The 23,119-nt window shown below is 76.3% G+C and carries 25 protein-coding genes; 10 read left to right on the plus strand and 15 right to left on the minus strand.

The features are described from left to right. Positions 1-107: 107 nt before the first annotated feature. Positions 108-806: a class I SAM-dependent methyltransferase gene (locus ABZS66_RS15220; protein WP_354757838.1), complete on the minus strand. Its 699-nt coding sequence runs from the start codon at positions 804-806 to the stop codon at positions 108-110. Next, positions 803-1,147 (minus strand): MerR family transcriptional regulator, encoded by a 345-nt coding sequence (locus ABZS66_RS15225; RefSeq protein ID WP_354757840.1) that lies wholly within the window; start codon positions 1,145-1,147, stop codon positions 803-805. Before ABZS66_RS15225 ends, ABZS66_RS15220 begins: the two co-directional genes overlap by 4 nt. A 40-nt stretch (positions 1,148-1,187) precedes the next feature. On the opposite strand from ABZS66_RS15225, the gene ABZS66_RS15230 reads away from it, so the two are divergent. Together ABZS66_RS15230 and ABZS66_RS15235 are read left to right on the plus strand one after the other, a co-directional pair. Next, positions 1,188-1,766 (plus strand): NAD(P)H-dependent oxidoreductase, encoded by a 579-nt coding sequence (locus ABZS66_RS15230; RefSeq protein ID WP_354757842.1) that lies wholly within the window; start codon positions 1,188-1,190, stop codon positions 1,764-1,766. Further along, a complete protein-coding gene (locus tag ABZS66_RS15235) occupies positions 1,763-3,247 on the plus strand; it encodes a DHA2 family efflux MFS transporter permease subunit (RefSeq protein ID WP_354757844.1) in 1,485 nt (494 codons plus the stop codon). The genes ABZS66_RS15230 and ABZS66_RS15235 overlap by 4 nt, the downstream gene beginning before the upstream one ends. On the opposite strand, the gene ABZS66_RS15240 is transcribed toward ABZS66_RS15235, so the two are convergent. The 7 genes from ABZS66_RS15240 to ABZS66_RS15270 form a co-directional block, all read right to left on the minus strand. Next, the gene (locus ABZS66_RS15240; RefSeq protein WP_354757846.1) at positions 3,187-4,524 is read right to left on the minus strand and encodes an Hsp70 family protein; all 1,338 of its coding nucleotides are present in this window, start codon (positions 4,522-4,524) and stop codon (positions 3,187-3,189) included. The genes ABZS66_RS15235 and ABZS66_RS15240 overlap by 61 nt on opposite strands. Then, a complete protein-coding gene (locus tag ABZS66_RS15245; RefSeq protein WP_354757848.1) occupies positions 4,521-6,764 on the minus strand; it encodes an Hsp70 family protein in 2,244 nt (747 codons plus the stop codon). The genes ABZS66_RS15240 and ABZS66_RS15245 overlap by 4 nt, the downstream gene beginning before the upstream one ends. Positions 6,765-6,847: 83 nt before the next feature. Further along, positions 6,848-8,071: a VWA-like domain-containing protein gene (locus ABZS66_RS15250; RefSeq protein ID WP_354757885.1), complete on the minus strand. Its 1,224-nt coding sequence runs from the start codon at positions 8,069-8,071 to the stop codon at positions 6,848-6,850. Positions 8,072-8,136: 65 nt separating this feature from the next. Further along, entirely contained in the window at positions 8,137-9,303 is a 1,167-nt protein-coding gene (locus tag ABZS66_RS15255; protein ID WP_354757850.1) for an AAA family ATPase, read from the minus strand. Between the two features lie 322 nt (positions 9,304-9,625). Beyond that, positions 9,626-11,098, minus strand: coding sequence for a hypothetical protein (locus ABZS66_RS15260; RefSeq protein WP_354757852.1), 1,473 nt, complete (start codon positions 11,096-11,098; stop codon positions 9,626-9,628). A gap of 71 nt (positions 11,099-11,169) precedes the next feature. Further along, positions 11,170-11,655 (minus strand): hypothetical protein, encoded by a 486-nt coding sequence (locus tag ABZS66_RS15265; protein ID WP_354757854.1) that lies wholly within the window; start codon positions 11,653-11,655, stop codon positions 11,170-11,172. A gap of 24 nt (positions 11,656-11,679) precedes the next feature. Then, the gene (locus ABZS66_RS15270) at positions 11,680-12,723 is read right to left on the minus strand and encodes an aldo/keto reductase (RefSeq protein ID WP_354757856.1); all 1,044 of its coding nucleotides are present in this window, start codon (positions 12,721-12,723) and stop codon (positions 11,680-11,682) included. A gap of 84 nt (positions 12,724-12,807) precedes the next feature. Here ABZS66_RS15270 and ABZS66_RS15275 point away from each other — a divergent pair, with 84 nt between their 5' ends. Further along, positions 12,808-13,404, plus strand: a complete 597-nt coding sequence (locus tag ABZS66_RS15275) for a TetR/AcrR family transcriptional regulator C-terminal ligand-binding domain-containing protein (protein WP_354757858.1) — start codon at positions 12,808-12,810, stop codon at positions 13,402-13,404. Positions 13,405-13,473: 69 nt separating this feature from the next. Here the strand turns inward: ABZS66_RS15275 and ABZS66_RS15280 are convergent, their stop codons facing one another. Then, a complete protein-coding gene (locus ABZS66_RS15280) occupies positions 13,474-14,094 on the minus strand; it encodes an STAS domain-containing protein (protein WP_354757860.1) in 621 nt (206 codons plus the stop codon). Between the two features lie 22 nt (positions 14,095-14,116). After that, positions 14,117-14,422 (minus strand): STAS domain-containing protein, encoded by a 306-nt coding sequence (locus ABZS66_RS15285; protein WP_354757862.1) that lies wholly within the window; start codon positions 14,420-14,422, stop codon positions 14,117-14,119. A gap of 110 nt (positions 14,423-14,532) precedes the next feature. On the opposite strand from ABZS66_RS15285, the gene ABZS66_RS15290 reads away from it, so the two are divergent. Genes ABZS66_RS15290 through ABZS66_RS15300 form a run of 3 tightly spaced genes read left to right on the plus strand, consistent with a single transcriptional unit; the run spans position 14,533 to position 17,158 of the window. Continuing rightward, positions 14,533-15,207 carry a response regulator transcription factor gene (locus ABZS66_RS15290; protein ID WP_190250816.1) on the plus strand — a complete coding sequence of 225 codons (675 nt, stop codon included), beginning with the start codon at positions 14,533-14,535 and terminating at the stop codon, positions 15,205-15,207. Further along, entirely contained in the window at positions 15,204-16,547 is a 1,344-nt protein-coding gene (locus tag ABZS66_RS15295; protein ID WP_354757864.1) for a HAMP domain-containing sensor histidine kinase, read from the plus strand. Before ABZS66_RS15290 ends, ABZS66_RS15295 begins: the two co-directional genes overlap by 4 nt. A gap of 5 nt (positions 16,548-16,552) precedes the next feature. Next, positions 16,553-17,158, plus strand: a complete 606-nt coding sequence (locus tag ABZS66_RS15300; RefSeq protein ID WP_354757887.1) for a GerMN domain-containing protein — start codon at positions 16,553-16,555, stop codon at positions 17,156-17,158. 14 nt (positions 17,159-17,172) lie between these two features. Here the strand turns inward: ABZS66_RS15300 and ABZS66_RS15305 are convergent, their stop codons facing one another. Then, on the minus strand, positions 17,173-17,607 hold the full coding sequence (locus ABZS66_RS15305; protein WP_354757866.1) for a response regulator: 435 nt from the start codon (positions 17,605-17,607) through the stop codon (positions 17,173-17,175). Positions 17,608-17,679: 72 nt separating this feature from the next. Between ABZS66_RS15305 and ABZS66_RS15310 the strand changes: the two genes are divergently transcribed. Beyond that, on the plus strand, positions 17,680-18,165 hold the full coding sequence (locus tag ABZS66_RS15310; RefSeq protein ID WP_354757868.1) for a MarR family transcriptional regulator: 486 nt from the start codon (positions 17,680-17,682) through the stop codon (positions 18,163-18,165). An 8-nt stretch (positions 18,166-18,173) separates the two neighbouring features. Here the strand turns inward: ABZS66_RS15310 and ABZS66_RS15315 are convergent, their stop codons facing one another. Next, positions 18,174-19,160: a magnesium transporter CorA family protein gene (locus ABZS66_RS15315; RefSeq protein WP_354757869.1), complete on the minus strand. Its 987-nt coding sequence runs from the start codon at positions 19,158-19,160 to the stop codon at positions 18,174-18,176. Positions 19,161-19,238: 78 nt separating this feature from the next. Between ABZS66_RS15315 and ureE the strand changes: the two genes are divergently transcribed. Next, a complete protein-coding gene (ureE, locus tag ABZS66_RS15320; RefSeq protein WP_354757871.1) occupies positions 19,239-19,781 on the plus strand; it encodes an urease accessory protein UreE in 543 nt (180 codons plus the stop codon). A gap of 27 nt (positions 19,782-19,808) precedes the next feature. Here the strand turns inward: ureE and ABZS66_RS15325 are convergent, their stop codons facing one another. Continuing rightward, positions 19,809-20,339 carry a helix-turn-helix domain-containing protein gene (locus tag ABZS66_RS15325; protein WP_354757873.1) on the minus strand — a complete coding sequence of 177 codons (531 nt, stop codon included), beginning with the start codon at positions 20,337-20,339 and terminating at the stop codon, positions 19,809-19,811. Between the two features lie 60 nt (positions 20,340-20,399). On the opposite strand from ABZS66_RS15325, the gene ABZS66_RS15330 reads away from it, so the two are divergent. Next, entirely contained in the window at positions 20,400-21,623 is a 1,224-nt protein-coding gene (locus ABZS66_RS15330; RefSeq protein ID WP_354757875.1) for a benzoate/H(+) symporter BenE family transporter, read from the plus strand. Here the strand turns inward: ABZS66_RS15330 and ABZS66_RS15335 are convergent. Then, the gene (locus ABZS66_RS15335) at positions 21,609-22,613 is read right to left on the minus strand and encodes a metallophosphoesterase family protein (protein ID WP_354757877.1); all 1,005 of its coding nucleotides are present in this window, start codon (positions 22,611-22,613) and stop codon (positions 21,609-21,611) included. The genes ABZS66_RS15330 and ABZS66_RS15335 overlap by 15 nt on opposite strands. A gap of 103 nt (positions 22,614-22,716) precedes the next feature. On the opposite strand from ABZS66_RS15335, the gene ABZS66_RS15340 reads away from it, so the two are divergent. Beyond that, on the plus strand, positions 22,717-23,119 hold a 403-nt coding region (locus ABZS66_RS15340; RefSeq protein WP_354757879.1), incomplete at its 3' end, for a DUF6518 family protein.

Consider the following 23,119-nt stretch of genomic DNA (forward strand, 5'->3'; position numbering starts at 1 on the left):
TCCCCTTCGGGTTTCGGTCGCTTGCCGGTCCTGACGCGGCTGGTCCGCGACCACCAGGGCGACCGACGCCGCCTCGAACGGCACTACCGTCACGGTAGACCGGGCGTTCAGTCGCGCTGCGTGACGAACACGTACTCGCGGCCGGGCCGGTCCGGGGCCTGCCGCACGTCGAGCACGCGGAACCCGGCCGCCGTCAGCGACGTCACCAGCTCGTCGTGGTCGCGGAAGCGCAGCGTCGAGTCGGACGTCAGCACCTCGCCGGAGGGGAAGCGGTACGTGTACCGGAACGACACGAACGGCAGCCGGACGTCGGTGACGACGAGGCGCTGCTCGACCCCGGCGCGGACCTCGACGCCGCCCCACTCCTCCCACGCCCGGTACGCCGGGCGGCGGGTCTCGAACACGAACCGGCCGCCGGGCCGCAGCGCGCCGTGGATCCCGCGCAGCGTCGCCGCCCAGTCCTCGTCGGTGAGGAACACCTGGGCCACGTTCCCGGTCATCGTCGCCAGGTCGGCCTCCAGCGCCCCCACCACGGAGACGTCGCCGTGGACCCAGGTGACGTCGGAAGACTTCGCGCGGGCGACGGCGAGCGACGCGGCCGCCGGGTCGACGCCGACCACCGCGTAGCCGCGGGACGCCAGCAGCACGGCCAGCGAGCCCGTGCCGCAGCCCACGTCGAGCACCAGCCGCGCGCCGGACTCCTCGGCGATCGCCAGGTAGGCGGCGAGGTCGCCACGGTCGCCGTCGAAGGTGTCGTAGACCGGCGCCAGCCGCGGATGCGCGAAGATGGCGTCCGGCGACGTCACAGGTCGCAGAGCTTCTGCTCGGACGCGATGTCGTCGAGCACGGCCTCCAGGGAGGCGATGCGGCGGTGCGCCTCGTCGGCGAGCTGGACCCGCAGCCGCAGCCAGTCCTCGAGCCCCGGCTCGGCCGGCAGCGTGTCGAGCATCTCGCGGATCTCGGCGACGCTCAGCCCGACCCGCTGGGCCACCCGGGCGACCTTCACCCGGCACACCGCGTCGCGCTCGAACCGGCGCTGGTTGCCGCCGGTGCGGGCGGCGTGGATGAGGCCCTGCCGCTCGTAGAAGCGCACGGCGGAGGCGGCGACGCCGCTCTCGGCGGCCACGTCGCTCACGGTCAGGCTCACGCTTGACTTCAACATTTGTTTCAGTTTTACCGTCGGCGGCATGACTGAGCAAGCCCTCCCGCTGACCGTCGCGGTGATCGTCGGCAGCGTCCGGCGCCCGCGCGTCGGCCGGGCCGTCGCCGAGTGGTTCGCGGGCGTCGGCGCGCGGACCACCGCGCACAAGCTCGACGTGATCGACCTCGCCGAGGTCGACCTCCCCCTCGCCGACACCCGGCCGGGCGGCTGCCACGAGAGCCCGATCGCCGGGCGGCTCGCGGCGGCGGACGCGTTCGCGGTCGTCACCCCGGAGTACAACCACAGCTACCCGGCGGCGCTGAAGAACGCCATCGACTGGCACTACCGGCAGTGGATGTTCAAGCCGGTCACGTTCGTCTCCTACGGCGCCGGCTCGGGCGGGGTCCGGGCCGTGGAGCACCTGCGGCTGGTCTTCGCCGAGCTGCACGCCGCCACCACCCGCCACGGCGTCGTGCTCAACGCGCCGTGGGAGCGCCTCGGCCCGCAGGGGGTCCTGGACGCCGACCCGGGCGCGGAGCGGGCCGCCGAGACGGCGCTGCGGGAGCTGACGTGGTGGGGCGGCGCGCTGAAGGCCGCCCGCGCGGCCGGACCGTTCGAGGCGTGAGCGTGGCGTCCGCGCTCGACCCGGCGACGCGCCGCCTCGGCGGTTTCCTCGCGCTCGGCGGGCTGATGGTCGTCGTCGACACGACCGTCGTGGTGGTGGCGGTACCGCGGCTCGTCCACGACTTCGGCGCCTCTCTCGCCACGGTCCAGTGGGCGACCGCCGGCTACGCCCTGGCCCTCGTGGCGGTGCTGCCGCTGGCCGCCTGGGCGGCGGCCCGGTTCGGCACCCGCGCCACCTACCTCGCGGCGCTCGCCGGCTTCACCGGCGCGTCGCTGCTCACCGGCCTGGCCTGGAACGTCGGCGCCCTCATCGCGTTCCGCGTCCTGCAGGGCCTCGGCGGCGGGCTGCTCAACCCGGTCGGCACCGCGATCGCCCTGGCCGCCGTGCCGCCCGGCCGGCGGGGCGCGATGATGAGCCTGCTCGGGCTGCCGGTGCTGGTCGGGCCGCTCGCCGGGCCGATCCTGGCCGGCCTGCTGGTCGACCACGCGTCGTGGCGGTGGGTGTTCTGGCTCAACGTGCCGATCGGCGTGGCCGCGCTGCTGCTCGGCCGCCGCCTGCTGCCGGCGCCGCCGCTGGACCGCGACCGGGTGCCGCTGGACGTGCCCGGCCTGCTGCTGCTCAGCCCGGGCGTGACGCTCGTCGTCCTCGGCCTGTCCGGGTCCGGGCCGGCGCTCGCCGTGGCCGCGGCGGCCGGGGCCGTTCTCGTGGCGGTGTTCGTCGTGCGGTCGGGGCGGGTCGCGGTGCCGCTGCTGCGCCTCGACGTGCTGCGGCAGCGGGCCACCGCCGCCGGCGCCGCGACCCTCGCCCTGTTCGCGGCCGCGTACTTCGGCGCCGGGCTCGTCGGCCCGCTGTACGTGCAGGTCGTCCGGGGCGATCCGGCGACCGCCGCGGGTGCGCTGGCCCTGCCCCAGGCCCTGGCGACCGGCCTGACCCTCCAGGTCGCGACCCGCCTGGTCGACCGTTTCCCGGCCCGGCGGATCGTCGGCCTCGGCATCGCGACGGCCTTCTCGGGCACGGTACTGCTGGTCGCCGTCCTCGACGCGCACACCCCGTACCCGGCCCTGGCCGCGATCGGCGCGCTCACCGGCGTGGGTGTCGGCGCCACCATCATGCCGGTGATGACGGCGGCCACCCGGACCCTGCCCACCGACCGCCTCCCGTCGGCGACGACCGTGCTGAACATCGTGTCGCAGACGGCGATCGCCGCCGGCACGGCGATCGTCACCGCCGTGCTGTCCTGGCGCGCGGACGCCCACGCCGGCCTGACCGTCGCCGAGGCTGCCGGGCTGGCGGGCCAGGCCCGCGCGGACCACGCGCCGACGCTGGCTGCCGCGGTCCGCGACACCCTCGCCGTGCCGGCCGCGCTCATGGCCGCGGCCTGGCTGGCCGCCCGCCGCCTCCCGCGGGGCGGCGACGCGCCCTACGGCCCGACGGTCACCAGCCAGTCGCCCGCCGCGACGGCGTCGCCCGGCGACGCGTGATGCCGCAGCATCGTGCCCGGGTTCGGCGGGGCGCAGACCCGCCACAGCGCGGTCTCGGGCGTGCGGATGACGGCGAGGGGCGCGTCCGCCGCGTACCGCTCGCCGGGCGCGACCAGCCAGCGCAGCAGCACGCCGCCGACGTCCCAGCGCAGCGGGGTCCGTTCCGGGCCGGTGCGCTGCGGGTCCTGGAGGCGGTCGCCGAGCCGTCCCGCGAGGACCGCCGCGCCCTGGACGACGGCCAGGTCCGGGTCCTCGGGGCGGCGCAGCGGACGGCCGAGCGCCCGGGCGACGGTCGCGGCGACCACCGGGGTACGGCAGGTGCCGCCCGCCAGCAGCACCGCGGTCACCTGCTCGGGCCGCACGCCGCAGGCGTCGAGCAGGCCGGTGCAGCAGCCGACGGTGCGGCCCAGCAGCGGGGCGACGAGCGCGGCCAGGTCGTCGCGGTGCAGCGTGTACGGCGGGGCGAGCGGCGTCAGGTAGTCCTCGACGTCGTCGGCGTCGCTGAGCTGGTGCTTGACGCTGCGGACGAACTCGCGCACCTGCACGCCGAGGCGCAGCCGGGCGACCCGGTCGGCCGTGGCCGGGGCGAGCGTCGCGGCCAGCTCCGGCCCGCCCGTCTCGTTGAGGTGCGCGGCGAGCAGCGCGTCGATGTCGCGCCCGCCGCAGTCGTCGAGGGCCGCGTGGCCGAGCACCTCGTGGCCCTCCCCGGCCGCGCCGACCCGCACGAGGGCCGCGTCGAAGGTGCCACCGCCGAAGTCGTACACCAGGACGACGTCACCGGCGGCGAAGGGCGCACCCGCGAGAGGTGCGAGGGCCGCCGCGACCGGCTCCGGCGCCAGCTCGACGTCGTCGAAGCCGGCGGCGGCGCCGGCGTCGAGCATGCGGTCACGGCGCGGGTCGCCCGGCCCGTAGGAGGCGGGGACGGTGAGCAGCAGCCGCTCGACCGGCCCGCCGTGCAGCTCCTCGGCGCGCTCCCGGAACACCCGCAGGACGGCGGCGACGAGCTCCTCGGGCCGGTACGCGGCGTCGCCGAGCGGGATCGGCGCGGTCTCGCCGAGGTCGCGCTTGAACTCGGCCCGGTACGCGGCCGGCTCGGCCCGCTTGCGCCGCTCGGCGACGGTACCGACGAGCAGCCCGTCGCCGGCCCGGCAGACCGACGACGGCCAGGTGTACAGCCCGCTCGCCGACTCCTTGAGCAGGCGCACCGGCGCCCCGTCCACGACCAGCGCCGCCGACGACGTCGACGTGCCGAAGTCCACCACCAGCACGGCCGTCACCGGGCACCTCCCCGCAGCAGGTCGGCGGCCGGCACGATCCGCACCGCGTCGCCCTGGGCGAGCGCGAGCAGCTCCCCGTTCGCCGTCGCCGCCATGGCCGTGGTCGTCTCGCGCCAGGTCGCCTTCGTCACGAGCCGGCCGGTCGCGGCGTCGAGGACGACACCGTCGAAGCCGGCGGCGAGGACGTGGCGTCCGCCGTCGAGGAACGCGAGACCCCGCGTGGTGGGCAGGTCGGCGTACGTCCAGAGCAGCTCCGCGGACGGCAGCCGCCAGGCGGCGATCCGGCCGTCGATGCCGGACGTCACGACGACGTCGCCGTCCGGGCCGAACGCCGCCGCGACCACCCAGCCGAGGTGCCGGGTCGCCGCGGTGCGGCCGAGCACGCTGCGGGTCGTGCCGGTGCGCAGCTGGCACACGAACGCCTGCCCCTCGTCGGCGGCCACGACGAGCCACTCGCCGTCCGGGCTGGCCCAGATCCCGCCCGAGCCGACCGGCCGGCGCCACAGCCGTTCGCCGCTGTCTGCCCGCACGAGGGACGTGCTGCCGCCGGTGGCGACGACCGCGAGCTTGGTGCCGTCGGGGCTGTACGCGAGGCCGGTCGCGCGCGGTTGGTCGCTGAGGGAGCGGACGGTGGTGCCGGTGTGCGTGTGGCGCACGGTGACGGCCTTCTGGCCGCCGAGGGCCGCGGTCCGCCCGTCGGGGGCGAACGCGACCGACTCGACCTCGCCGTCGACGCGGAGCGTGAGGTGCCGCACGGTGGTGGCCACGTCCCAGATCAGGGCGTGCTCGGTCCCGCCGGCGGTCAGCAGCCGCTGCCCGTCGGGGCTGAACGCGACGAAGTCGACCCGGCTGCCGTGGTGGACCAGGCGGCCCGGCCCGTCGTCGCGCGCCGGGCGGCGGGGCCGGGCGCCGTTGCCCCGGCTGCTGCTGCCGCCACCGGTGACGGTGGCCAGCCAGTCGCCGTCGCCGAGGACGGTGCCCGGGGCGGCGTGCTGGCGGACGAGGACGCCGGCGCGGTCGCGGGCGCGCAGCCGGCGCAGCGCGCCGTCGGGGGTGCGCACGACGAGCAGCGGGGCGCCGGCCTCGAACTTCCCGCCCGGCTCGACCAGCCAGCGGTGCACCCTGGCGCCGGGCACGTCCCAGGTGAGCGGCTGCTCGTCGGCCCGGGGCATCGGCTGGGCCAGCCGGGGCGGCGTGGCCCGCACGAGGGTGGCCGCGCCGTGCAGGACGCCGAGCTGCGCGCTTTCGCCGTACCGGATGGGCATCGGGAACCCGGCGGACAGGACCCGGCGCACGAGCGGCATGTGCACCAGGCCGCCGACGGCCACCACCCGGGCCAGGTCGGCGGGCTCCAGACCGTGTTCGTCGAGCAGGTCGAGGCCGAGGTCCACGGCCTCCTCGACGAGCGGCTCGACGAGCTCGTCGAGGGTCTCGTGGCCCAGCTCGAACGCGGCCGCGGCCGGCGTGACACAGTCGACGGTGCGCAGGCTCCGGCTGAGCTCGTGCCGCACGCGGCGGGCGGTCTCGCGCAGCTGCAGGTCGAACCGCAGCGCGGCGAGCCGGGCCGCTTCCGGGTCGAGGTGGCCGGTGGCGACGGCCGCGGCGAGCCGTTCCCCGCCGATCGCGCGCAGGTGCGCGGCGACCAGGTCGTCCATGGCCCGCCCGGCGCAGCCGGAGGCGCCGGCCTCGCCGAGGGACTCGTACGCCGCCGGCCCGGTGCGGCGCACGAGCGCCACCCGGCAGGCGGTGTGCCCGAGGTCGTAGACGAGCACGACCGCGCCCTCCGGCACCGGCGGGCCCGGCGCCCCGGCGGCCGCCGCGAGCGACCGCGGCAGCAGCTCGACCTCGGTGAACCCGGCCCGCTCGCCGACCGCCAGCAGCAGCCGGCGGACCCGCTCCTGGGCGAGCCCGGCGACACCCCAGGTGAGCACCAGCCGTGCCACCGGGCCGCCGGCCCGCGCCGCCGCGGCCCGCGCGGCGTGCCGCAGCATGAGCGCGATCAGCGCCGGGTTGCGCTCGGGCGGCGAGTTCCAGGTGATGAGGGCGTCCGGCGCGGCCCGCTGCCGGGCCGTCGCCGCGGAGCCGATCGTGACGGCGCCGGCCGGGTCCCGGTAGACGGCGGTGGGCCAGCTCGCCCCGCCCGTCCCGGGCTCCCGCAGCAGGCCCTCCCGGTCGCCGCCGACCAGGGCGGCGGAGGTGGTCAGGGTCCCGAAGTCCACCACCACCACGGGTTCGCTCACGCCTGTGCCCCTTCCGGCCGCGGCCCTCAGCATGCCGTGGCCGGACCCGGACGTCCCTCGGCCGTTCGGGTCAGCCGTTCGGGTCAGCCGATCCGGACCACCCGGGCCCACTCCGGCGGGGCGTCGGGGACGTGGTCCGGGTCCCGCTCCCGCCAGCCGCCCGGGCGGGGGAACAGCCCGACGACGGTCCGGCACGGCGGGCGCCGCTCAGGCCACGGGGTCTGCCCGTCGGTCAGGGCGACGACGACGTCGGGCCGCGGGCGGTCACGCAGCGCCCGGGCGAAGCCGGCCCGCAGGTCGGTGCCGCCCCCGCCGGCGAGCGGCAGGCCCTCGGCGCGGCACAGCGGGTACACCAGGTTCGCCGCCGCGTCGCACGACACGACCGTCACCAGGTCGCGGCGGCCGCCGACGGCCCGGCCGATCGCGGCGATCTCCAGCAGCGCGCTGCCCAGCTCGGCGTCGCTCACCGAGCCCGACGTGTCGACGACGACCGCCACGCGCGGCGGCCGGCGGCGCAGGCTCGGCAGCACCACGCCGGGCAGGCTGGTCGAGCGGCGGGCCGGGCGGCCGTACGTGTAGTCGTCGCCCGCCCCGCCGGCCGCGACGGCCGAGCGGACGGCGGCGCTCAGCAGCTCCCGCCACGGCTGCGGCGGGTGGAACGCCTCGTCCGCCCAGCGCAGCCAGCCCTCCGGGACGCTGCCGGGCGCTCCGGCGATGCCCTGCGCGACGCGGTACCGCACCGCGTCGCGCTCCTGCTCGCTGAGCCCGTGCGCGCCGTCGGGGCCGAGGTCCCAGTCGCGGCCGAGCCCGTCGGCGCCGCTGCCGCAGTCGAGCCAGGCGAGGCCGGGCGGGAGCGGGCCGAGGCCGAACTGGCCGAGGTACTCCTCCATGAGCTCGCCGGGCGACAGGCCGAGCAGCTCCGGGTCGACCGCGCCGGCCGGCCGGGGCAGCCCGTCGCCGAACACGTCGTCGTTGATCTCGCAGTCGGCGGCGATGTTCATCCGCAGCCGCTCGGCGCGCCCGTCCACGCCGTGCCGGGCCGCGTACCGGTCGCTGCGGCCGGGGTGGTCGCGCAGCAGGTGGGTGACCTCGTGCACCCACACCGAGGCGAGCTCCTCGACCGGCGTCCGGTCGACGAACACCGGCGAGACGTAGCAGCGCCAGTGCCGGTCGACGGCCATCGTCGGGACCCGCCGCGACTCGACGACGTGCAGGGCGAACAGGGCCGTCGCCAGGTACGGCCGGGCCCGGGCGGCGAGCAGCCGCGCGGTGTACAGCTTGTCGTGGTCCATCGTGGAGCGGTCCATCGTGGAGTGGTCCATCGTGGAGTGGTCCATTGTGGAGTGGTCCGGCTTGGCGTGGTCCATTGTCGTCACCCGGACGCCCGGGCCGACATGGCGACGACGCCCGCGAGCCGCTCGATGGCCGGCGGTACGTCCCAGTCGTCGCGGCGCAGCGCGGCGAGGGTGGTCGCGGGCACCACGACGACGTCCGGCGCGCCGGTCTCCAGCGCCCGGGCCAGCAGCGCCCACGCCGCCGTCCAGCGGGCCCGGTCCGGCCGGTTGCGCACCGCCGCGACCACGGCGTCGAGGACGGTCTGGCGCAGGTCGCCGCGCTCCGGCAGTACCGCCGCATCCGGATCGGCCAGCAGCACCTCCGGATCCGGCAGGTCAATCCGGTCGAGGCTCGCCAGCAGCTCCAGCCCGGGCCCGTCGCCGACCGTCCCGCGCACGAGCATCGACAGCACGTCGCGGGACGCGCCGGCGGCGGTCGCGAACGCCACCAGCCGCAGCGTCATGTCCCAGCTGCGCGGCGACGGCCAGGGCCCGCCGCGCTTGGCCTCGGTGCCCGGCAGCTTGTGGACCAGGGCGGGCCGGGCGGCGAGCAGCCCGCACACGGCCCGGCGGGCGAAGTCGACGGCTTGGCGCAGCCGGCGCGGGTCGAGGCGGGGCAGCTCGGGCCGGGGCCAGACGCCGCCGAGGCCGCGCACGACGACGTCGTGGTCGTACGTCCACTGCAGGTGCACGAACCGGTTCGCCAGCGGCGGGCTGAGCTCCCACCCGTCGGCGGCGGAGGCGCGCGGGTTCGCGGCGGCGACGATGCGGATGCCGTCGGGCAGGCGCAGGGCGCCGACCCGCCGTTCGAGGACCAGGCGCAGCAGGGCGGCCTGCACGGCGGGCGGCGCGGTGGAGAGCTCGTCGAGGAACAGCAGGCCGCGCCCCGTGCGGGCGAGCCGGACCGCCCAGTCCGGCGGGGCGAGCGGCACGCCCTGCCCGGCCGGGTCGTCGCCGACGACGGGCAGCCCGGCGAAGTCGGACGGCTCGTGGACGCTGGCGATGACGGTGGTGAGCGGCAGGCCGAGCTGGTCGGCGAGCTGGTTGAGGGCGGCGGTCTTGCCGATGCCGGGCTCGCCCCACAGCAGTACGGGCAGGTCGGCGGCGACGGCGAGCATGAGCGCCTCGAGCTGCTGGTCGGGGCGCGGCTCGGTGCCGGTGTCGCGCAGCAGCGTCAGCAGGTCGGCGGCAATGTCGAGCGTCATGGATGGCATCACCTTTCGGTGTGGTCGCGGTTCGGTGTCGATGCGCCAGGTGCTCGCGTCGGTTGGTCGCGCCGGCTGTGGGCGCGGCTCGGCCCGACGCGGGCACGGCGGGCGCGGTGTGGCCGCGGCCCGGCGGCCGGTGCGGATGTGGTCAGTGGGTCGGAGGGGGCGGCGGGCCGGGCCGGGTCGGACCGGTCGGGCCCGCCGCTTCCGGGTCGGAGGAGGCGGCGGTGCCGGGTCGGGGTCGGGCCCGCCGCTTCCGGGTCGGACGGGGCGGCGGTGCCGGGTCGGGCCGGGGCCGGTCAGGCCCGCCGCTTCCGGGTCAGCGGGTCGGACGGGGCGGTGTCGGGCCGAGGCCGGTCAGGCCCGCGCGGAACAGGCCGTGGGTGACGCGGCGCGCGGCCGCCGCGGCGAGGTCGTCGCGCAGGGCGCCGGTGCGCGGCACGGCCTGCGGCCCGAGCAGCGCCTCGACGGCCGCGACCGCGCCGGCGGTGTCGCCGTGCTCGAGCCGGGCCCGGATGTCGTCGAGGCTGTGCGGACGGCGATGGGCGTCGTCGACGGCCTGCAGGCACGGCAGCGGCGGCCCGCCGAGGGCGGCCAGGAGCTCCTCCCGGCGTACCTCGTCCGGCGCGTGGTCGAGCGCCGCGAGCACGCCGTCGACCAGCCCCAGCCGGTGCCGGGCGCCCCGGCACTCGACGATGCGCTCCGGTGGCGCCGGTGCCCGTTCCCGGGCGGCCGGCGCCATCCCGAGGGCCGCCGCGACGAGCGGGTGCAGTCGATCGGCGTCGATCAGGCCGGCTCGAAGGAGCTCGATGTCGGGCGGCAGCCACGTCGCGGCATGGGGCAGCACCGGCAGCCGCTTCGCGGCACCCGGCCGACCCGCCCGCGGCCCGGTCCAGACCGTGTCGTCCCCGGCAAGCGAGCGCAACAGCACCGCGTCAGCCCCGGCCCGCGGCCGTGACAGCACCGTGTCGTCCCCGGCTCGTGGCCGTGGCAGCACCGCGTCATCCCCGGCCCGTGGCCGTGACAGGTCCGGGTCGTCTCCGGCAAGCGAGCGTGACGGCACCGGGTCCTCTCCGGCTCGCGGCCGCGACGGCGCCGCGTCCGGAGCAACATCGAGCGCCACGTCGACCAACAGCCGGCGTCTCGGGAGCCGCACGAGCACCGGCCCCGCGGCGTGCCCGTCGGCGCGCAGCAAGAGGGCCGCCTCGTCCGGCCACCGGTCGACCGCGCACCCCGCGAGGTCGTCCGGAGCGTCCGGCGGCGGCCCGGTGCCGGCCCGGTCGCGCAGCTCGGGGGCGCGGGTGGCGTCCCAGAGGTGGCGATGGAGATCCATCCGGTACCGGCGATCGGGCCGCGCATGCGGATGGGCGCCGGCACCGGGTCTGGCCGGGTCCCACACGGCGAGGCTGAGCCGCTGGCCGGCATCGGCCCACGCGGGTGCGGTACGCACGACGAGGTGCACGCCGCCGGGGTAGTACCGGGCCAGCGCCACGGTCAGCCCCGGCCGCAGCAGCCCGTCGGGGGCGATCCGCGGCAGGTGCCAACGCAGCAGGTCGGGGGCCAGGCGGCGCAGGTCGGCGCGGAGCCGTCCGGCGAGGTCCCGGCCGTGGGTGCGGGCGACGGCCCGCAGGTCGAGGTCGACGTCGGCGTGCGCCGCGGCGCACGCTCCCGCCCAGTCGCCCGCGGCACGGCGGGCGGTCGCGGATTCGATCATCGCGGGCGGCACGGCGTAGTCGCGCACGCGCTGCCAGCGGAGGAGGCGGGTCTCGCCGTTCGTGAACTCGGAGCGCATCAGCACTCACGGGCTTCGAACGGGACCCCCATTCTGCCAAGGGTGGTCATCGCCGATGATCGTACCGCCCGTCAGCCGATCGCGTCGACCTCGTGGCGGGCGCCGTCGCGGATCTCGTAGACGACGTCGTGGCGGGTCTTCGCCGCGAAGGCGGCCCACTGCCGCTCGCCCCACTCCTCGATGCCGGCCGGGTCGACCTCGTCGTACTCGGGCTCGACGGTCCGCTGCACGACGTACACGACGTTGTCGCGCACCTCGATGCGCCACACGTCGCCCTGCTCCTCGCCCTCGGCCGCGATCGTGCCGGCGACGGCGTGGTCGGGCGGCAGCAGGTGGTCGATGACGTGGGCCAGCCACAGCTCGGCGGAGTAGAACTTCTCCGAGCCGTCCCAGCCGATCGTCGCGCCGTCGTCGAAGGCGACCCAGTGGCACCAGTACCCGGGCAGGGCCGGGTCCTCGTGCCGGGTCTCGGCGAACGCGGCCAGCCGCTGGACGGTCTGCGGGCCGAGCGGCGGCGTCACGGTGACGCGTCCGGTGAACTCAGTCGTGTACCCCACGACCGCCAGTCTGCCCCCACCCGGTCAGGCGGCCGGACGGAGGGGCGGGTTGAGCCGGGCGAACGCCTCCTGCCGCTCGTACGGGAAGTAGGGGTACGGGGCGGGCCGGGCGCTCGCCGCGTCGAGCCGGGCCAGCTGCTCGGGGGTCAGCGACCAGCCGACCGCGCCGAGGTTCTGGCGCAGCTGCTCCTCGGTGCGGGCGCCGATGACCACGGTCGCGACCGTGGGGCGGTGCAGCAGCCAGTTGACCGCGAGCTGCGGCACCGCGCGGCCGGTCTCGCGGGACAGCTCGTCGAGGACGTCGACCACGCGGTAGAGGACCTCGTCGTCGACCGGCGGGCCGAACTCGGCGGTGGTGTGCAGGCGGCTGCCGGCCGGCAACGGGGCACCGCGGCGGACGCGGCCGGTGAGGCGGCCCCAGCCGAGCGGGCTCCACACCACGGCGCCGACGCCCTGGTCCCGGCCCAGCGGCAGGAGCTCCCACTCGTAGTCGCGCCCGACCAGTGAGTAGTACACCTGGTGCGCCACGTACCGCGTGCGGTGGTCGCGGTCGGCGGCGGCGAGGGACTTCATCAGCTGCCAGCCGGCGAAGTTGGACACGCCCAGGTAGCGCAGTTTCCCCGCGCGGACCAGGTCGTCCAATGTGGACACGACCTCCTCGACGGGCGTGCGGGCGTCGAAGGCGTGCAGCTGGAACAGGTCGATGTGCGTCGTGCCCAGCCGGCGCAGCGCCGCGTCGACCGAGCGGATGAGCCGCGCCCGGGAGGTGCCCGCGTCGTTCGGGCCGTCGCCGGTCGGCAGGCCGCTCTTGGTGGACAGCAGGACCTCGTCCCGCCGGCCCCGGATCGCCTGGCCGAGCACCTCCTCGGACGCGCCGTCGGAGTACACGTCGGCGGTGTCGAACATGGTCACGCCGGCGTCGAGGCAGATGTCCACGAGGCGGCGGGCCTCCCGCGCGTCGGTGTTGCCCCAGGCTCCGAACAGCGGTCCCCGGCCGCCGAACGTGCCGGCGCCGAAGCTCAGCGCGGGCACGGTCAATCCGGAGGTGCCGAGTCGGCGGTACTCCATGATCAGCTCCTTAATGGTTCTCTGGTCCCGTTAACGCTCGCTACGATAGCAGCAAGCGATCGCTAAGGGGACTGGAGACCCGTTATGACGCTCGGCACGATCCGCCCCGGGGGGCGCACCGCCCGCGTGCGCGCCGCCGTGCTCGACGCGGCCGCCGACGCGCTCGCCGAGCACGGCTTCGACCGCCTCGACCTGGCCGACGTCGCCCGGCGGGCCCAGGTGGGCAAGACGACGGTGTACCGCCGCTGGGGCACGGTCGCCGGCCTCGTCGCCGACCTGCTCGACGACATGGCCGAGCAGTCCCTGCCGCGGACCGAGACCGGGTCGGTCGCCGCCGACCTGCGGGCCAACGCGCGGCTCGTCCAGCGCACGCTCACCGACCCGCGGCAGGGCCCGCTGTTCCGGGCGGTCATCGTCGCCGCGACCTGCGACGCGCGCACGGCCGAGGCGCTGCGCCGCTTCTATGCCGTCCGGATCGCCGAGTGGGCCCCGTGCGTCGAGCAGGCCGTGGCGCGCGGCGAGCTGCCCGCCGGCACCGACGCCGCCGAGGTGATCCGGGCGGTCTCCGCGCCGCTCTACTACCGCCTGCTGATGAGCGGCGATCCGCTCGACCCCGCGGCCGCCGACCGGGCCGCCGACGCCGCCGTGGCCGCCGCCCGCGCCGGCGTCTTCCGCCGCTAGGGCGGTGTCCACGAACGAGGGCCGGGACCGGCGGCCGGATGCTGGGGCGGTGCGCCGCCGCGCTCTGGTCTACGCGGCGGGTGGGGTGCCGTGGCTGAGGACCGGCTCGCCGTGGAGCCAGGACAGTGCCGCCGTCGGGTCGGGGAACTCGGCGAACAGGTGCTGCAGGCACAGCGTGTGCAGGATGCGGCGCACGCCCGGGGTCGGGCCGGCCAGGCAGGCGTGGCCGCCGGCCTGGGCGGCGCGGTGGCGGGCGGCCACCAGGATGCCGAGCGTGGAGGTGTCCAGGCTGGTCGCCTCGGACAGGTCGATGACCAGGTGCGGCGGGCGGCTGGCGGCCTCGGCCAGGGCCGCGTGCAGGGCGTCGTGGACCGAGGCGGTCAGGTCGCCGGTCAGCGTGACCACCGCCACGCCCCGCCGCGCGCCGACCGCGACGCGGTCGTCGAGGGCGTCCAGCGTGCCCTGCGGCTGGGCCGGGACGACGGCGGCGGCGGCCAGGGGGACCCGGGAGCAGCGGCCGCAGCTGTGCGGGCCGGTCGCCAGGCGGGTGCCGGTCCAGCCGTGCCGGCTGAAGAGGCTCCACACCAGGTCCCAGTTGTGCATGGTGGCACCGAGGCCGGTGACGCTCTGGCCACACGTGTCGCACACCAGGCCGAAGTCGGTGCCGTCGATGGTCGTCGATGCTGTCATGGCGATCGGTCCCCCCGTGTCGTCACTCCACCTGCAGGACGTGGTCGACCCGGGCCAGCTCCAGCGTGCGGCGCACCCGCGGTGACGGGTCGCGCAGGGTCAGCCGGCCACCCTCGGACCACACGCGGCGGTGGACGTCGAGCAGCATGCCGATGGCGGCCGCGTCGACGAACGGGCACTGGGACAGGTCGATGCGCAGATGCGTCGGGTGCAGGTCGACGGCGTCGCGCAGCAGCGCGGCCACTCGCGGTACCGTCGCGGCATCGAGCTCCTCGGTGACGATGATCTCGACCGTGGGCGCCGCCGGGCGGACCGTCTCGCTGCGCATGTCTTTCAGCGTTCGCCCGGCATGTGGCGGAACTTTCCCAGAAGTATGACGGTTTCATGACAAGAGTTTTGGATTGGTCGATCAAGGGGCCGGGACGGCATGATGCGGATATGCCCGGGGTGCTGGTGATCGAGGACGACGACCGGATCCGGCTCTCGCTGGTGCTCGCGCTGGAGGACGAGGGCTATGCGGTGCGCGGCGCCGCGAGCGCCGAGGAGGGCCTGGTGGCGCAGCGCGAGGAGCCGGCCGACACCGTCCTGGTCGACCTCATGCTGCCCGGCGCCGACGGGTTCGAGTGCATCCGGCAGCTGCGCCGCGAGGACGACGTGCCGATCGTCGTGGTGTCCGCCCGCGACGACACCCACGACATCGTCGCCGCGCTGGAGGCCGGCGCCGACGACTACCTGGTCAAGCCGGTCGCCGTGAAGGAGCTGTCGGCCCGCCTGCGGGCACTGCGCCGCCGCGGCCGCACCCTGCTCGCGCCGGTGTCCACAATGGCCTTCGGCGACCTGGAGATCCTGCCCGAGGCGGGCGAGGTGCGGCTGCGCGGCGAGCCGGTCGCGCTGACCCGCACCGAGTTCCGGCTGCTGTGCGAGCTGGCCGAGCACCCGGGCCTGGTGCTGTCGCGCCAGCAGCTGCTCCAGCGCGTGTGGGAGTACGAGATCGGCGACGAGCGGCTCGTCGACGTCCACGTCGGGCGGCTGCGGCAGAAGATCGAGGACGACTCGCGCGCCCCGCGCTACCTGGTGACGGTCCGCGGCATGGGCTACAAGCTGCAGAAATGAGGATCACTGGGCTCCGCACGCGGATCATCGCCGGCTTCGCGGCAGGCGCTCTGGCCCTGTCCGCGTCGATGGCCCTGATCTCGTACCAGGTGACCCGCAGCAACCTGCTGGCCGGCCGGGAGCGCTCGACGATCCGCGCCGCCACGTTCGACGCGCGGGTCATCACCGCCGGGCTCAACACCGACCACCCCGACATCGTCGGCATGCTCCAGACACTCGACACCGGCGGCAACCGGCGGGCGCTGGTGCACCGCGACGGCAACTGGTACGCGCGCGGCGCCGACCCCGGCGCGATCGCCGTGCCGGCCGAGCTCCAGCGCCTGGTGACGGCCGGCGAACAGGCGATCCAGCGGGTCCGCATCGACGGGGTGCCGGCCGTGGTCGTGGGCCTGCCGCTGACCCCGACGACCGCGCTGTACGAGATCGACTACCTGCGCGAGCTGGACCAGACGCTGCGGGTCCTCGGCTGGGTGCTCACCCTGGTGGCGGCGGCGGTCGCCGCGGCCGGGGCCGGCCTGGGCTGGTACGCGACCCGGTACGTGCTGCGGCCGCTGCGCTCGGTCGCCGACGCGGCACAGGGCATCACCGCCGGCGACCTCACCGCGCGGCTCGACCCGGCCACCGACCCCGACCTCGAGCGGCTCACCACGTCGTTCAACGAGATGGTCGAGCAGCTGGCCCGGCGCATCGAGCGCGACCGGCGCTTCGCCGCCGACGTGAGCCACGAGCTGCGCTCCCCGCTGCAGACCCTGGCCGCCTCGGCGAGCGTCCTGCACCGCCGCCGCGACCAGCTCGACGACCGCACCGCGACCGCGGCCGGGCTGGTCGTCGACGAGATCGGCCGGTTCCAGTCGCTCGTCGACGACCTGCTGGAGCTGTCCCGCGGCGACCAGCCGGTGCAGCTCGCCCCGACCGACATGGCCGCGCTCGCGCACCGGGTGGTGGAGGCCCGCGGCCTGCCGCCGGCGATCGTCGTCTGCGCCGATGCCCTGCGGTGGACGGTCGACCGGCGCCGGATCGAGCAGGTCCTGGTCAACCTGCTCGACAACGCGGTCACCCACGGCGGCGGCCCGGTCGCGGTGCGCGTCACCGAGGAGGGCCGCTGCGGGGTGATCGAGGTCGACGACGAGGGCCCGGGCGTCAACCCGGCCGACCGCACGGTCATCTTCGACCGCTTCGTCCGGGGCCGCTCCGCCGGAGCCCGCGGCCGCGACGACGGCACCGGCCTCGGCCTGTCGCTGGTCGCCCAGCACGTGGGCGTGCACCGCGGCAAGGTCCGCGTCCTGGACCGCCCGGGCGGCGGCGCCCGCTTCCGCGTCGAGCTCCCGGACGTCCGGTGAGGCGGTTGACGGCGGTCCCGGGCCGGCCGGCCGCCCGCCGACGCCGAGCAGGAGCGCGGCGGCTCGGCGTCGCCGCCCTCGCCGCCGGGCTCCTGCTCGGCGGCTGCGGGGTCCCGGCCGACCGCGCCCCGCGCACGATCGACCCGCCGGTGGTCGTGGGCAGCCCGGAGACCCCGACCGCGACGGCGAGCCTGCCCCCGGGCTCGCTGTCGGAGAAGTTGTACCTCGTCCGCGCCGGCCGCCTGACCGGCGTCGAACGACGCGTCTACGGCCCGGCGACGCTCGACCGCCAGCTCGCCGACCTCCTCGCCGGCCCGACCGAGCAGGAGCGCGACAACGGCTTCGGCAGCGCCCTGGAGGGCACCGACCTCATCATCGGCGCGGCCCTCGACGGCGGCACCGCGATCGTCACGGTCGGCGACACCACGATCCGCAACGACGAGGTCCTCGCGTACGGCCAGATCGTGTGCACCCTGGCCGCCCGCGACGACGTCGGCGCCGTGCGGTTCCTCCAGGACGGCAAGCCCCTGGAGGTGCCGAGGGCCGACGGCTCGCTGACCTCGGAGCCCCTGACCACGGCCGACTACGCCACACTCATCAGCGTCCGCTGATCCCCCGGCGACGCTCAGGAGGCCCGGTCGACCACGATGCTGAACTGGTCGATGCCCCGGATCAGGGCCACGAGCTGGGCGAAGTCGACCGGCTTGCGGAAGTAGAACTCGGTCGGCACGCCGAAGTCGCGCAGCATCTGCTCCTCCAGCGGCGAGCTGGTCAGCACCACGACGGTCAGGTCGGCCAGCCTCGGGTTGCCGAGGACCCGGTCGATGACCACCCGGCCGTCGACGCCGGGCAGGTTGAGGTCGAGCAGCAGGATGTCCGGCGTCGGGGCGTCCGGGTGGGCGCCGCGGCGCTCCAGGAACTCGATCGCCTCCAGGCCGTCGCGCAGCACGGTGATCGGGTTGCGCATCCGGTGCTCGCGGAACTCGTCGAGCGTGTAGGCGATGTCGCCCTCGTCGTCCTCCACGAGGAGGATCCGGGCCAGCTCGAACCCAGCTGTCATGTCCGCCCCGATCTGTGCCGCTGTGCCCCTCAGGGGACCATATCCGACGCCCCGTCGTGCAACGATTGCCGCGTGGCAAACAGTCCGGCCGACGGCGGCGAGCTGGTCGACGTGTTGCTCGCGGTGAGCCGGGCCATGGCCGGGATCGCGGCCCGCAGCCTGGCCGCGCTGGACGTGGAGGTGACCCTGACCCAGTACCGCGTGCTGGTGCTGTTGTCCGCGGACGGGCCGCAACGCAGCGTCGAGATGGCGCGGGAGCTCGACGTGGCGCCGTCGACCCTCACCCGGATGTGCGACCGGCTGGAGCGCAAGGCGCTGGTGCGCCGCTTCCACCGCGGGCACGACCGGCGCTCGATCTGGCTCGGCCTGACCCCGGCCGGCCGCGACCTGGTCGGCGTGGTGATGCGGGCCCGCCGCCGCGAGCTGGCCGAGCTGGCCGGGGCGGCCGGCCTGACCGCGTCCCCGGCCGCGCTGGCGCTGCTGCACGACTTCGTGCGGGCCGCGGGCGAGCTGCCCGCGGACGAGTGGTGGCGGCGCTGGGAGGGCTCCGCCGGCTGAACCGGAGCTCACCACCAACCCTGGCGCTTGGCCCAGGTCAGCAGCGTGCCGGACATGACGGCCATGATGACCAGGACCGCCACCACGTGCAGGCCCTGCGTCCGGTCGTTGACGATGAGATTCATCCCGTACACCGAGGAGAGCGCGGTGATCGGCAGCGTCACGGCGGCGATGACGGCGAGGCGCTCGGCCGCGATCGTCATCTTCGTCTCGGTGCGGGCCTGGTAGTACTCGATGACGCCCTGCAGGTACTCCCGTTCACCGTCGGCGACGCTGCGCACCCGCGCGAACTGGTCGATGACGTCGGCGAGCGAGCCGGCGGCCTCCGGCGGCACCACCCGCGTGAGACCGGCGAGGCGGCCGTAGATCTCGCCGCCGAGCGCGGCCATGGTCCGCACGGCGAGCAGGCCGTGGCGGGCCTGGAACAGCTCCTCCAGGAACTGCTCGGGGTTGCCGAGGTGCCCGGCGGTCACCCGCTGCTCCAGCCGCCACACGTCGGCCGTGATGCCCTCGACGAGGGTCTCCTGGAGCCGGGTGATGGCCGACACGATCGCGTACGACAGCTCGTAGGCGGTCGCCGGCGCGAACCGGCCGGCCTCGATGCGCCGCAGCACGTCGCGGGTCTGCCGCAGCGGGATGTCCGGCGGCACCGCCGGGTTGGCCGGCCCGTGGACGGTCACCAGGTACCGCGGCCCGATGAACTGGTCGAGCTCCACGTAGTGGACGTGGCCCCGGCTGCCCAGGTGCGGGGCGTGCAGCACGACGAACACGTGGTCGGCGTACGGATGGATCTTCGGCACCCGGTTGCGCACCGCGGCGTCACGCAGCGCGAGCGGATGGAAGCCGAACGCGTCGGCGAGGACCCGGGCGGCCTCGGCGTCGCACGACGGCACGTCGACCCAGACCAGGCCGTCGTCGCGGGCGAGCAGCCCGGCCAGCTCGTCGGTGCCGTGCACGCCGACCCGGCCGTCCTGGATGAACCGGACCTCAATCATGGCGGCGCCCATCGTGCCAGGTCGGATCGCCCGGCGCGAGTGAGGCCGGGCGCCGGGGGCCGCCGTTACGGTCACGCCGTGCGCATCGAATCGGTCCTCGGCAACCTCGACGACCCACGCTGGCGGGGTGACGGCGCGCCGGCCCGGACCGACGTGCTGTGGCTGGAGCAGTGGGAGGCACGGCAGTCCCAGGTCAGCAAGTTCACCGACGGCGGCGTCGAGGTCACCGTCTCGCTGCCGCCGGGCACCCGCCTGCACGACGGCGACGTGCTGTGGTCGGACCCGGACGGCACCTCGGTCATCGTGGCCCGGCTCGACCTGGGCGAGATCATGCTCATCGAGCTGCCCCGGCCCGACCCGGTCGCCGCCGACAGCGCGATCCGGGTCGCCCTGGAGCTCGGTCACGCGCTCGGCCACCGGCACTGGCCGGCCGTGGTCAAGGGCGACCAGGTCTACGTGCCGGTTGTGCCCGGCCGGGACGTCATGGACGCGCTGATGCGCGGCCGGCGGTTCGCGATGATCCCGTACCGCTTCCTGCCCGGCGCCGAGGTCGTCCCGTACCTGGCACCGCACGAGGCCCGCCGGCTGTTCGGCGACGCCACCGGCGCGGCGACCGGATGAGCCGGGCCGATGAGCTGGGGTCGCCCGCTACGGGCGCGGCGACCGGATGAGCAGGGTCGCCTCGACCGGGGTGTCGCCGACCGTGCCGTAGACGTGCGGGACGTCGGCCGCCCAGGAGATGTGCTCGCCCGGCCCGGCGACCAGCGGTGCACCGGCCGGGCCGGCCCGCAGGACCCCGGCGTGGACAGTGGCGTGCTCGGTGACGCCCGGCGCGTGCGGCGGTGACTGCTGTACGACGCCGGGGTGGACCCGCATCCGCAGCAGCTCGAACGTCACCCCGGGCTCGTCGAACACCTCCAGGAGCGTCGCCTCGACGGCGGCGCCGCGCACGTCCGCCGCGGCCGCGGCCGGTGCGCCCGGCTCCAGGACGAGGGCCGTCAGCGGTACACCCAGGGCGCCCGCCACCGCGTAGAGCGTCTCGAGCGTCGGGTTGCGGGTGCCGAGCTCCAGGCCGGACAGGGTGGCCTTGCCGATGCCGGCGCTGCGGGCCAGCGCCGACAGCGAGATGCCCCGCGCCTCCCGCAGCCGGCGCAGGCGGCGGCCGACCGCTGCTTCCATCGGCCCATGGTGCCATGCTACGGTCCGTTCCGTTTACGGAACGACCTCACGGAGGCGGGCATGCGGACCCAGGCGATCGTGTCGGGGCTGGTGAGTGCGGTGGTCGGGTACGCCAGCTCGTTCACCGTCGTGCTCGCCGGTCTGCGGGCGGTCGGGGCGACCCCGGCCCAGGCCGCGTCCGGGCTGCTCGCGCTCTGCGCCGGGATCGGCGTCGTCGCGATCGGGCTCGGGCTGCGGTACCGCATGCCGATCAGCATCGCCTGGTCGACCCCGGGCGCGGCCCTCCTCGCCGCGACCGGCCCGGTCCCGGGCGGCTTCCCGGCGGCGGTCGGCGCGTTCGTCGTCTGCGCCGCCCTCATGGTCCTCGCCGGCCTGTCGCCCTGGCTGGCCCGGGCGATCGCCGCCATCCCGCGCCCGATCGCGGGCGCGATGCTGGCGGGCGTCATCCTGAGCCTCTGCACCGCCCCGGTGCGGGCCGTGGTCGACCTGCCGCTGCTGGCCGGGCCGGTGGTCCTGACGTGGGCGGTGCTGCTGCGGTACCGCCGCCAGTGGGCCGTCCCGGGCGCCCTCGCCGCCGCCGTGGTGGGCATCGGCCTGCGCGGTGTCGGCGACCTGGGCACGCTGCGCCCGTCGGTGGCGTTCGTGGTGCCGACCCTGAACCCGTCGGTGCTGGTGAGCATCGCCGTACCGCTGTTCCTGGTGACGATGGCGGCCCAGAACGTGCCCGGCATGGCGGTCATGGCGACCTACGGCTACCACCCGCCGCTGCGCCCGATCCTGGTCACGACGGGCCTGGCCAGCGCGGCCGCCGCCCCGTTCGGCGGCCACGCCCTGAACCTGGCCGCGATCACGGCCGCCCTGACCGCCGGCCCGGAGACCCACCCGGACCCGCGGCGCCGCTGGGTCGCGACGGTGGCCCTCGGCGCCGGCCAGCTCACCCTCGGCCTGGGCGCGGGCCTGGCGATGGCCCTGGTGCTGCTCTCCCCGCCGGTCCTGGTGATCGCCGTGGCCGGCCTGGCGCTGCTGCCGGCGCTGGGCTCGGCCCTGGCCGGCGCGGTCACCGAGCCGGAGGGCCGCGAGGCGGCGATCGTCACCTTCGTGGTCACCGCCTCGGGCACGACGATCCTGGGCATCGGCCCGGCGTTCTGGGGCCTCCTGGCGGGCGCCCTGACGGCGCTGCTGCTGTGGCGGCGCCGCCCGTCCTCGCCCTCGTCGCCCTCGTCGCCCTCGGCGGCCGACCAGGCCGACCAGCCGGCGGCGGCGCCCGCGTCAGGACGGCAGTGACGGCGCCTCCACCGACAGCGCGGCGGCGAGGTCCAGCACCCGGCGCGGCGTCACGCACCGCCGGGCCACCGCGGCCTCGTCCAGCCGCCCCCCGCGGGCCTGGAACAGCACCTGCGCCGCCGGGTGCCGGCGCAGCTCCTCGGGCGAGCGGCCGTCGGCCGCCCCCACCGCGGCCGTCGCGAGGGCCGGGAACAGCGACCGCAGGTCTCCGGCCCACACCGCCACCGCCGCCAGCCACTTCCGCGCCGGCACCGACCCGGTCCGCCCGGCGCGGTCCAGCGCCGCCTCCAGCTCCGGCCAGGCCAGGTCGAGCCAGGGCCGGGTCCGCAGCACGGGCAGCTGCCAGTCCTGCCGGACGGCCGCCCAGTGGTCGGCGGAGGCCGGCACGGCGTACAGGGTCCGGTCGGGCAGGCTGAGCGCGGTCAGGTTCCAGCCGTGGCAGGCCCCCGTGTCGAGGCCGTAGACCCGGCCGTCCCGGACCAGCGGCTCGGGCCCGGCGACGTGGTGGCCGAAGACGACCGGCTTGGCGTCGGTGTAATGCTCGTGCCAGTACGAGCCGGGGAACCGCGCGGCGAGCTCGCGCTCACCGCTCGTCGACCCGCACAGCAGCTCCTCCGGCTGCCCGGCGAGCGCAAGCCCCGGCACCAGCGCCGCGTGGACCACCCGGACGTGCTCGTTCTCGAAGAAGTACGGCAGCGTCCGCATCCACCCGACGGCGTCCGCGTAGCCGTCGCCGAGCTGGAGCCGGGTGATCTCCTGCGCGTAGGAGAAGACCCCCCGCACGTGCTTGCGCTCGTGGTTGCCCATGACGGCCACCGAGTTCGGCCGCTCGCGGAAGAGCCGGACCACCCCGCCCGGGTCGGGCCCGCGGTCGACCAGGTCCCCGACGCTGACGAGCAGGTCCTCTGGACGCACGCGGGCGCGCTCCAGCAGCGCCACGAGCTCGTCGTGACAGCCGTGGATGTCGCCGACGACGACGGTACGGGCCATCGGGCGACCGTAGGCGCCCCCGCACCGGCCCGGCAACGCGGTTTCGGCACCGGCCCGGAGGACGGGACCGCGCGGACCCCGCCGATGCGCGACCATGGGGTACATGAGACTCGGATGGCCGGTGGCCGCGGGCGTCGGGCTCGGCGTTGCGTCGGTCGCCGCCGACCGGGTGGACGGCACGCTGCGCACGGCACTGCAGTTCCTGGCCAGCACCGGGTTCTCGTGGGGCTGCGCCGGGTTCCTGGTCGCGCTGCCGGCCCGCACCCGCGCAGCGGCGGTCGCCGCCTCGGTCACCGCGCTGTGCCTCGCGACCGGCTGCTACTACTGGCTCAACCTCGGCGGTGGGCCGCTCGGCGGGGTCCTGCTCGCGTTCGGGTACTGGCTGGCGCTGTCGGTCGCCGGCGGCGCCGCGCTCGGCCTGCTGGCCCACGCGATCCGGCGCGACCGCCCGGACCGCGCGGCGGTCGCGGCCGGCGTCGCGGGCGGGCTGCTGGCCGGGGCCGGCA

Origin of the sequence: Dactylosporangium sp. NPDC005572, from assembly GCF_040605515.1 — a bacterium.
Lineage (GTDB): Bacteria > Actinomycetota > Actinomycetes > Mycobacteriales > Micromonosporaceae > Dactylosporangium.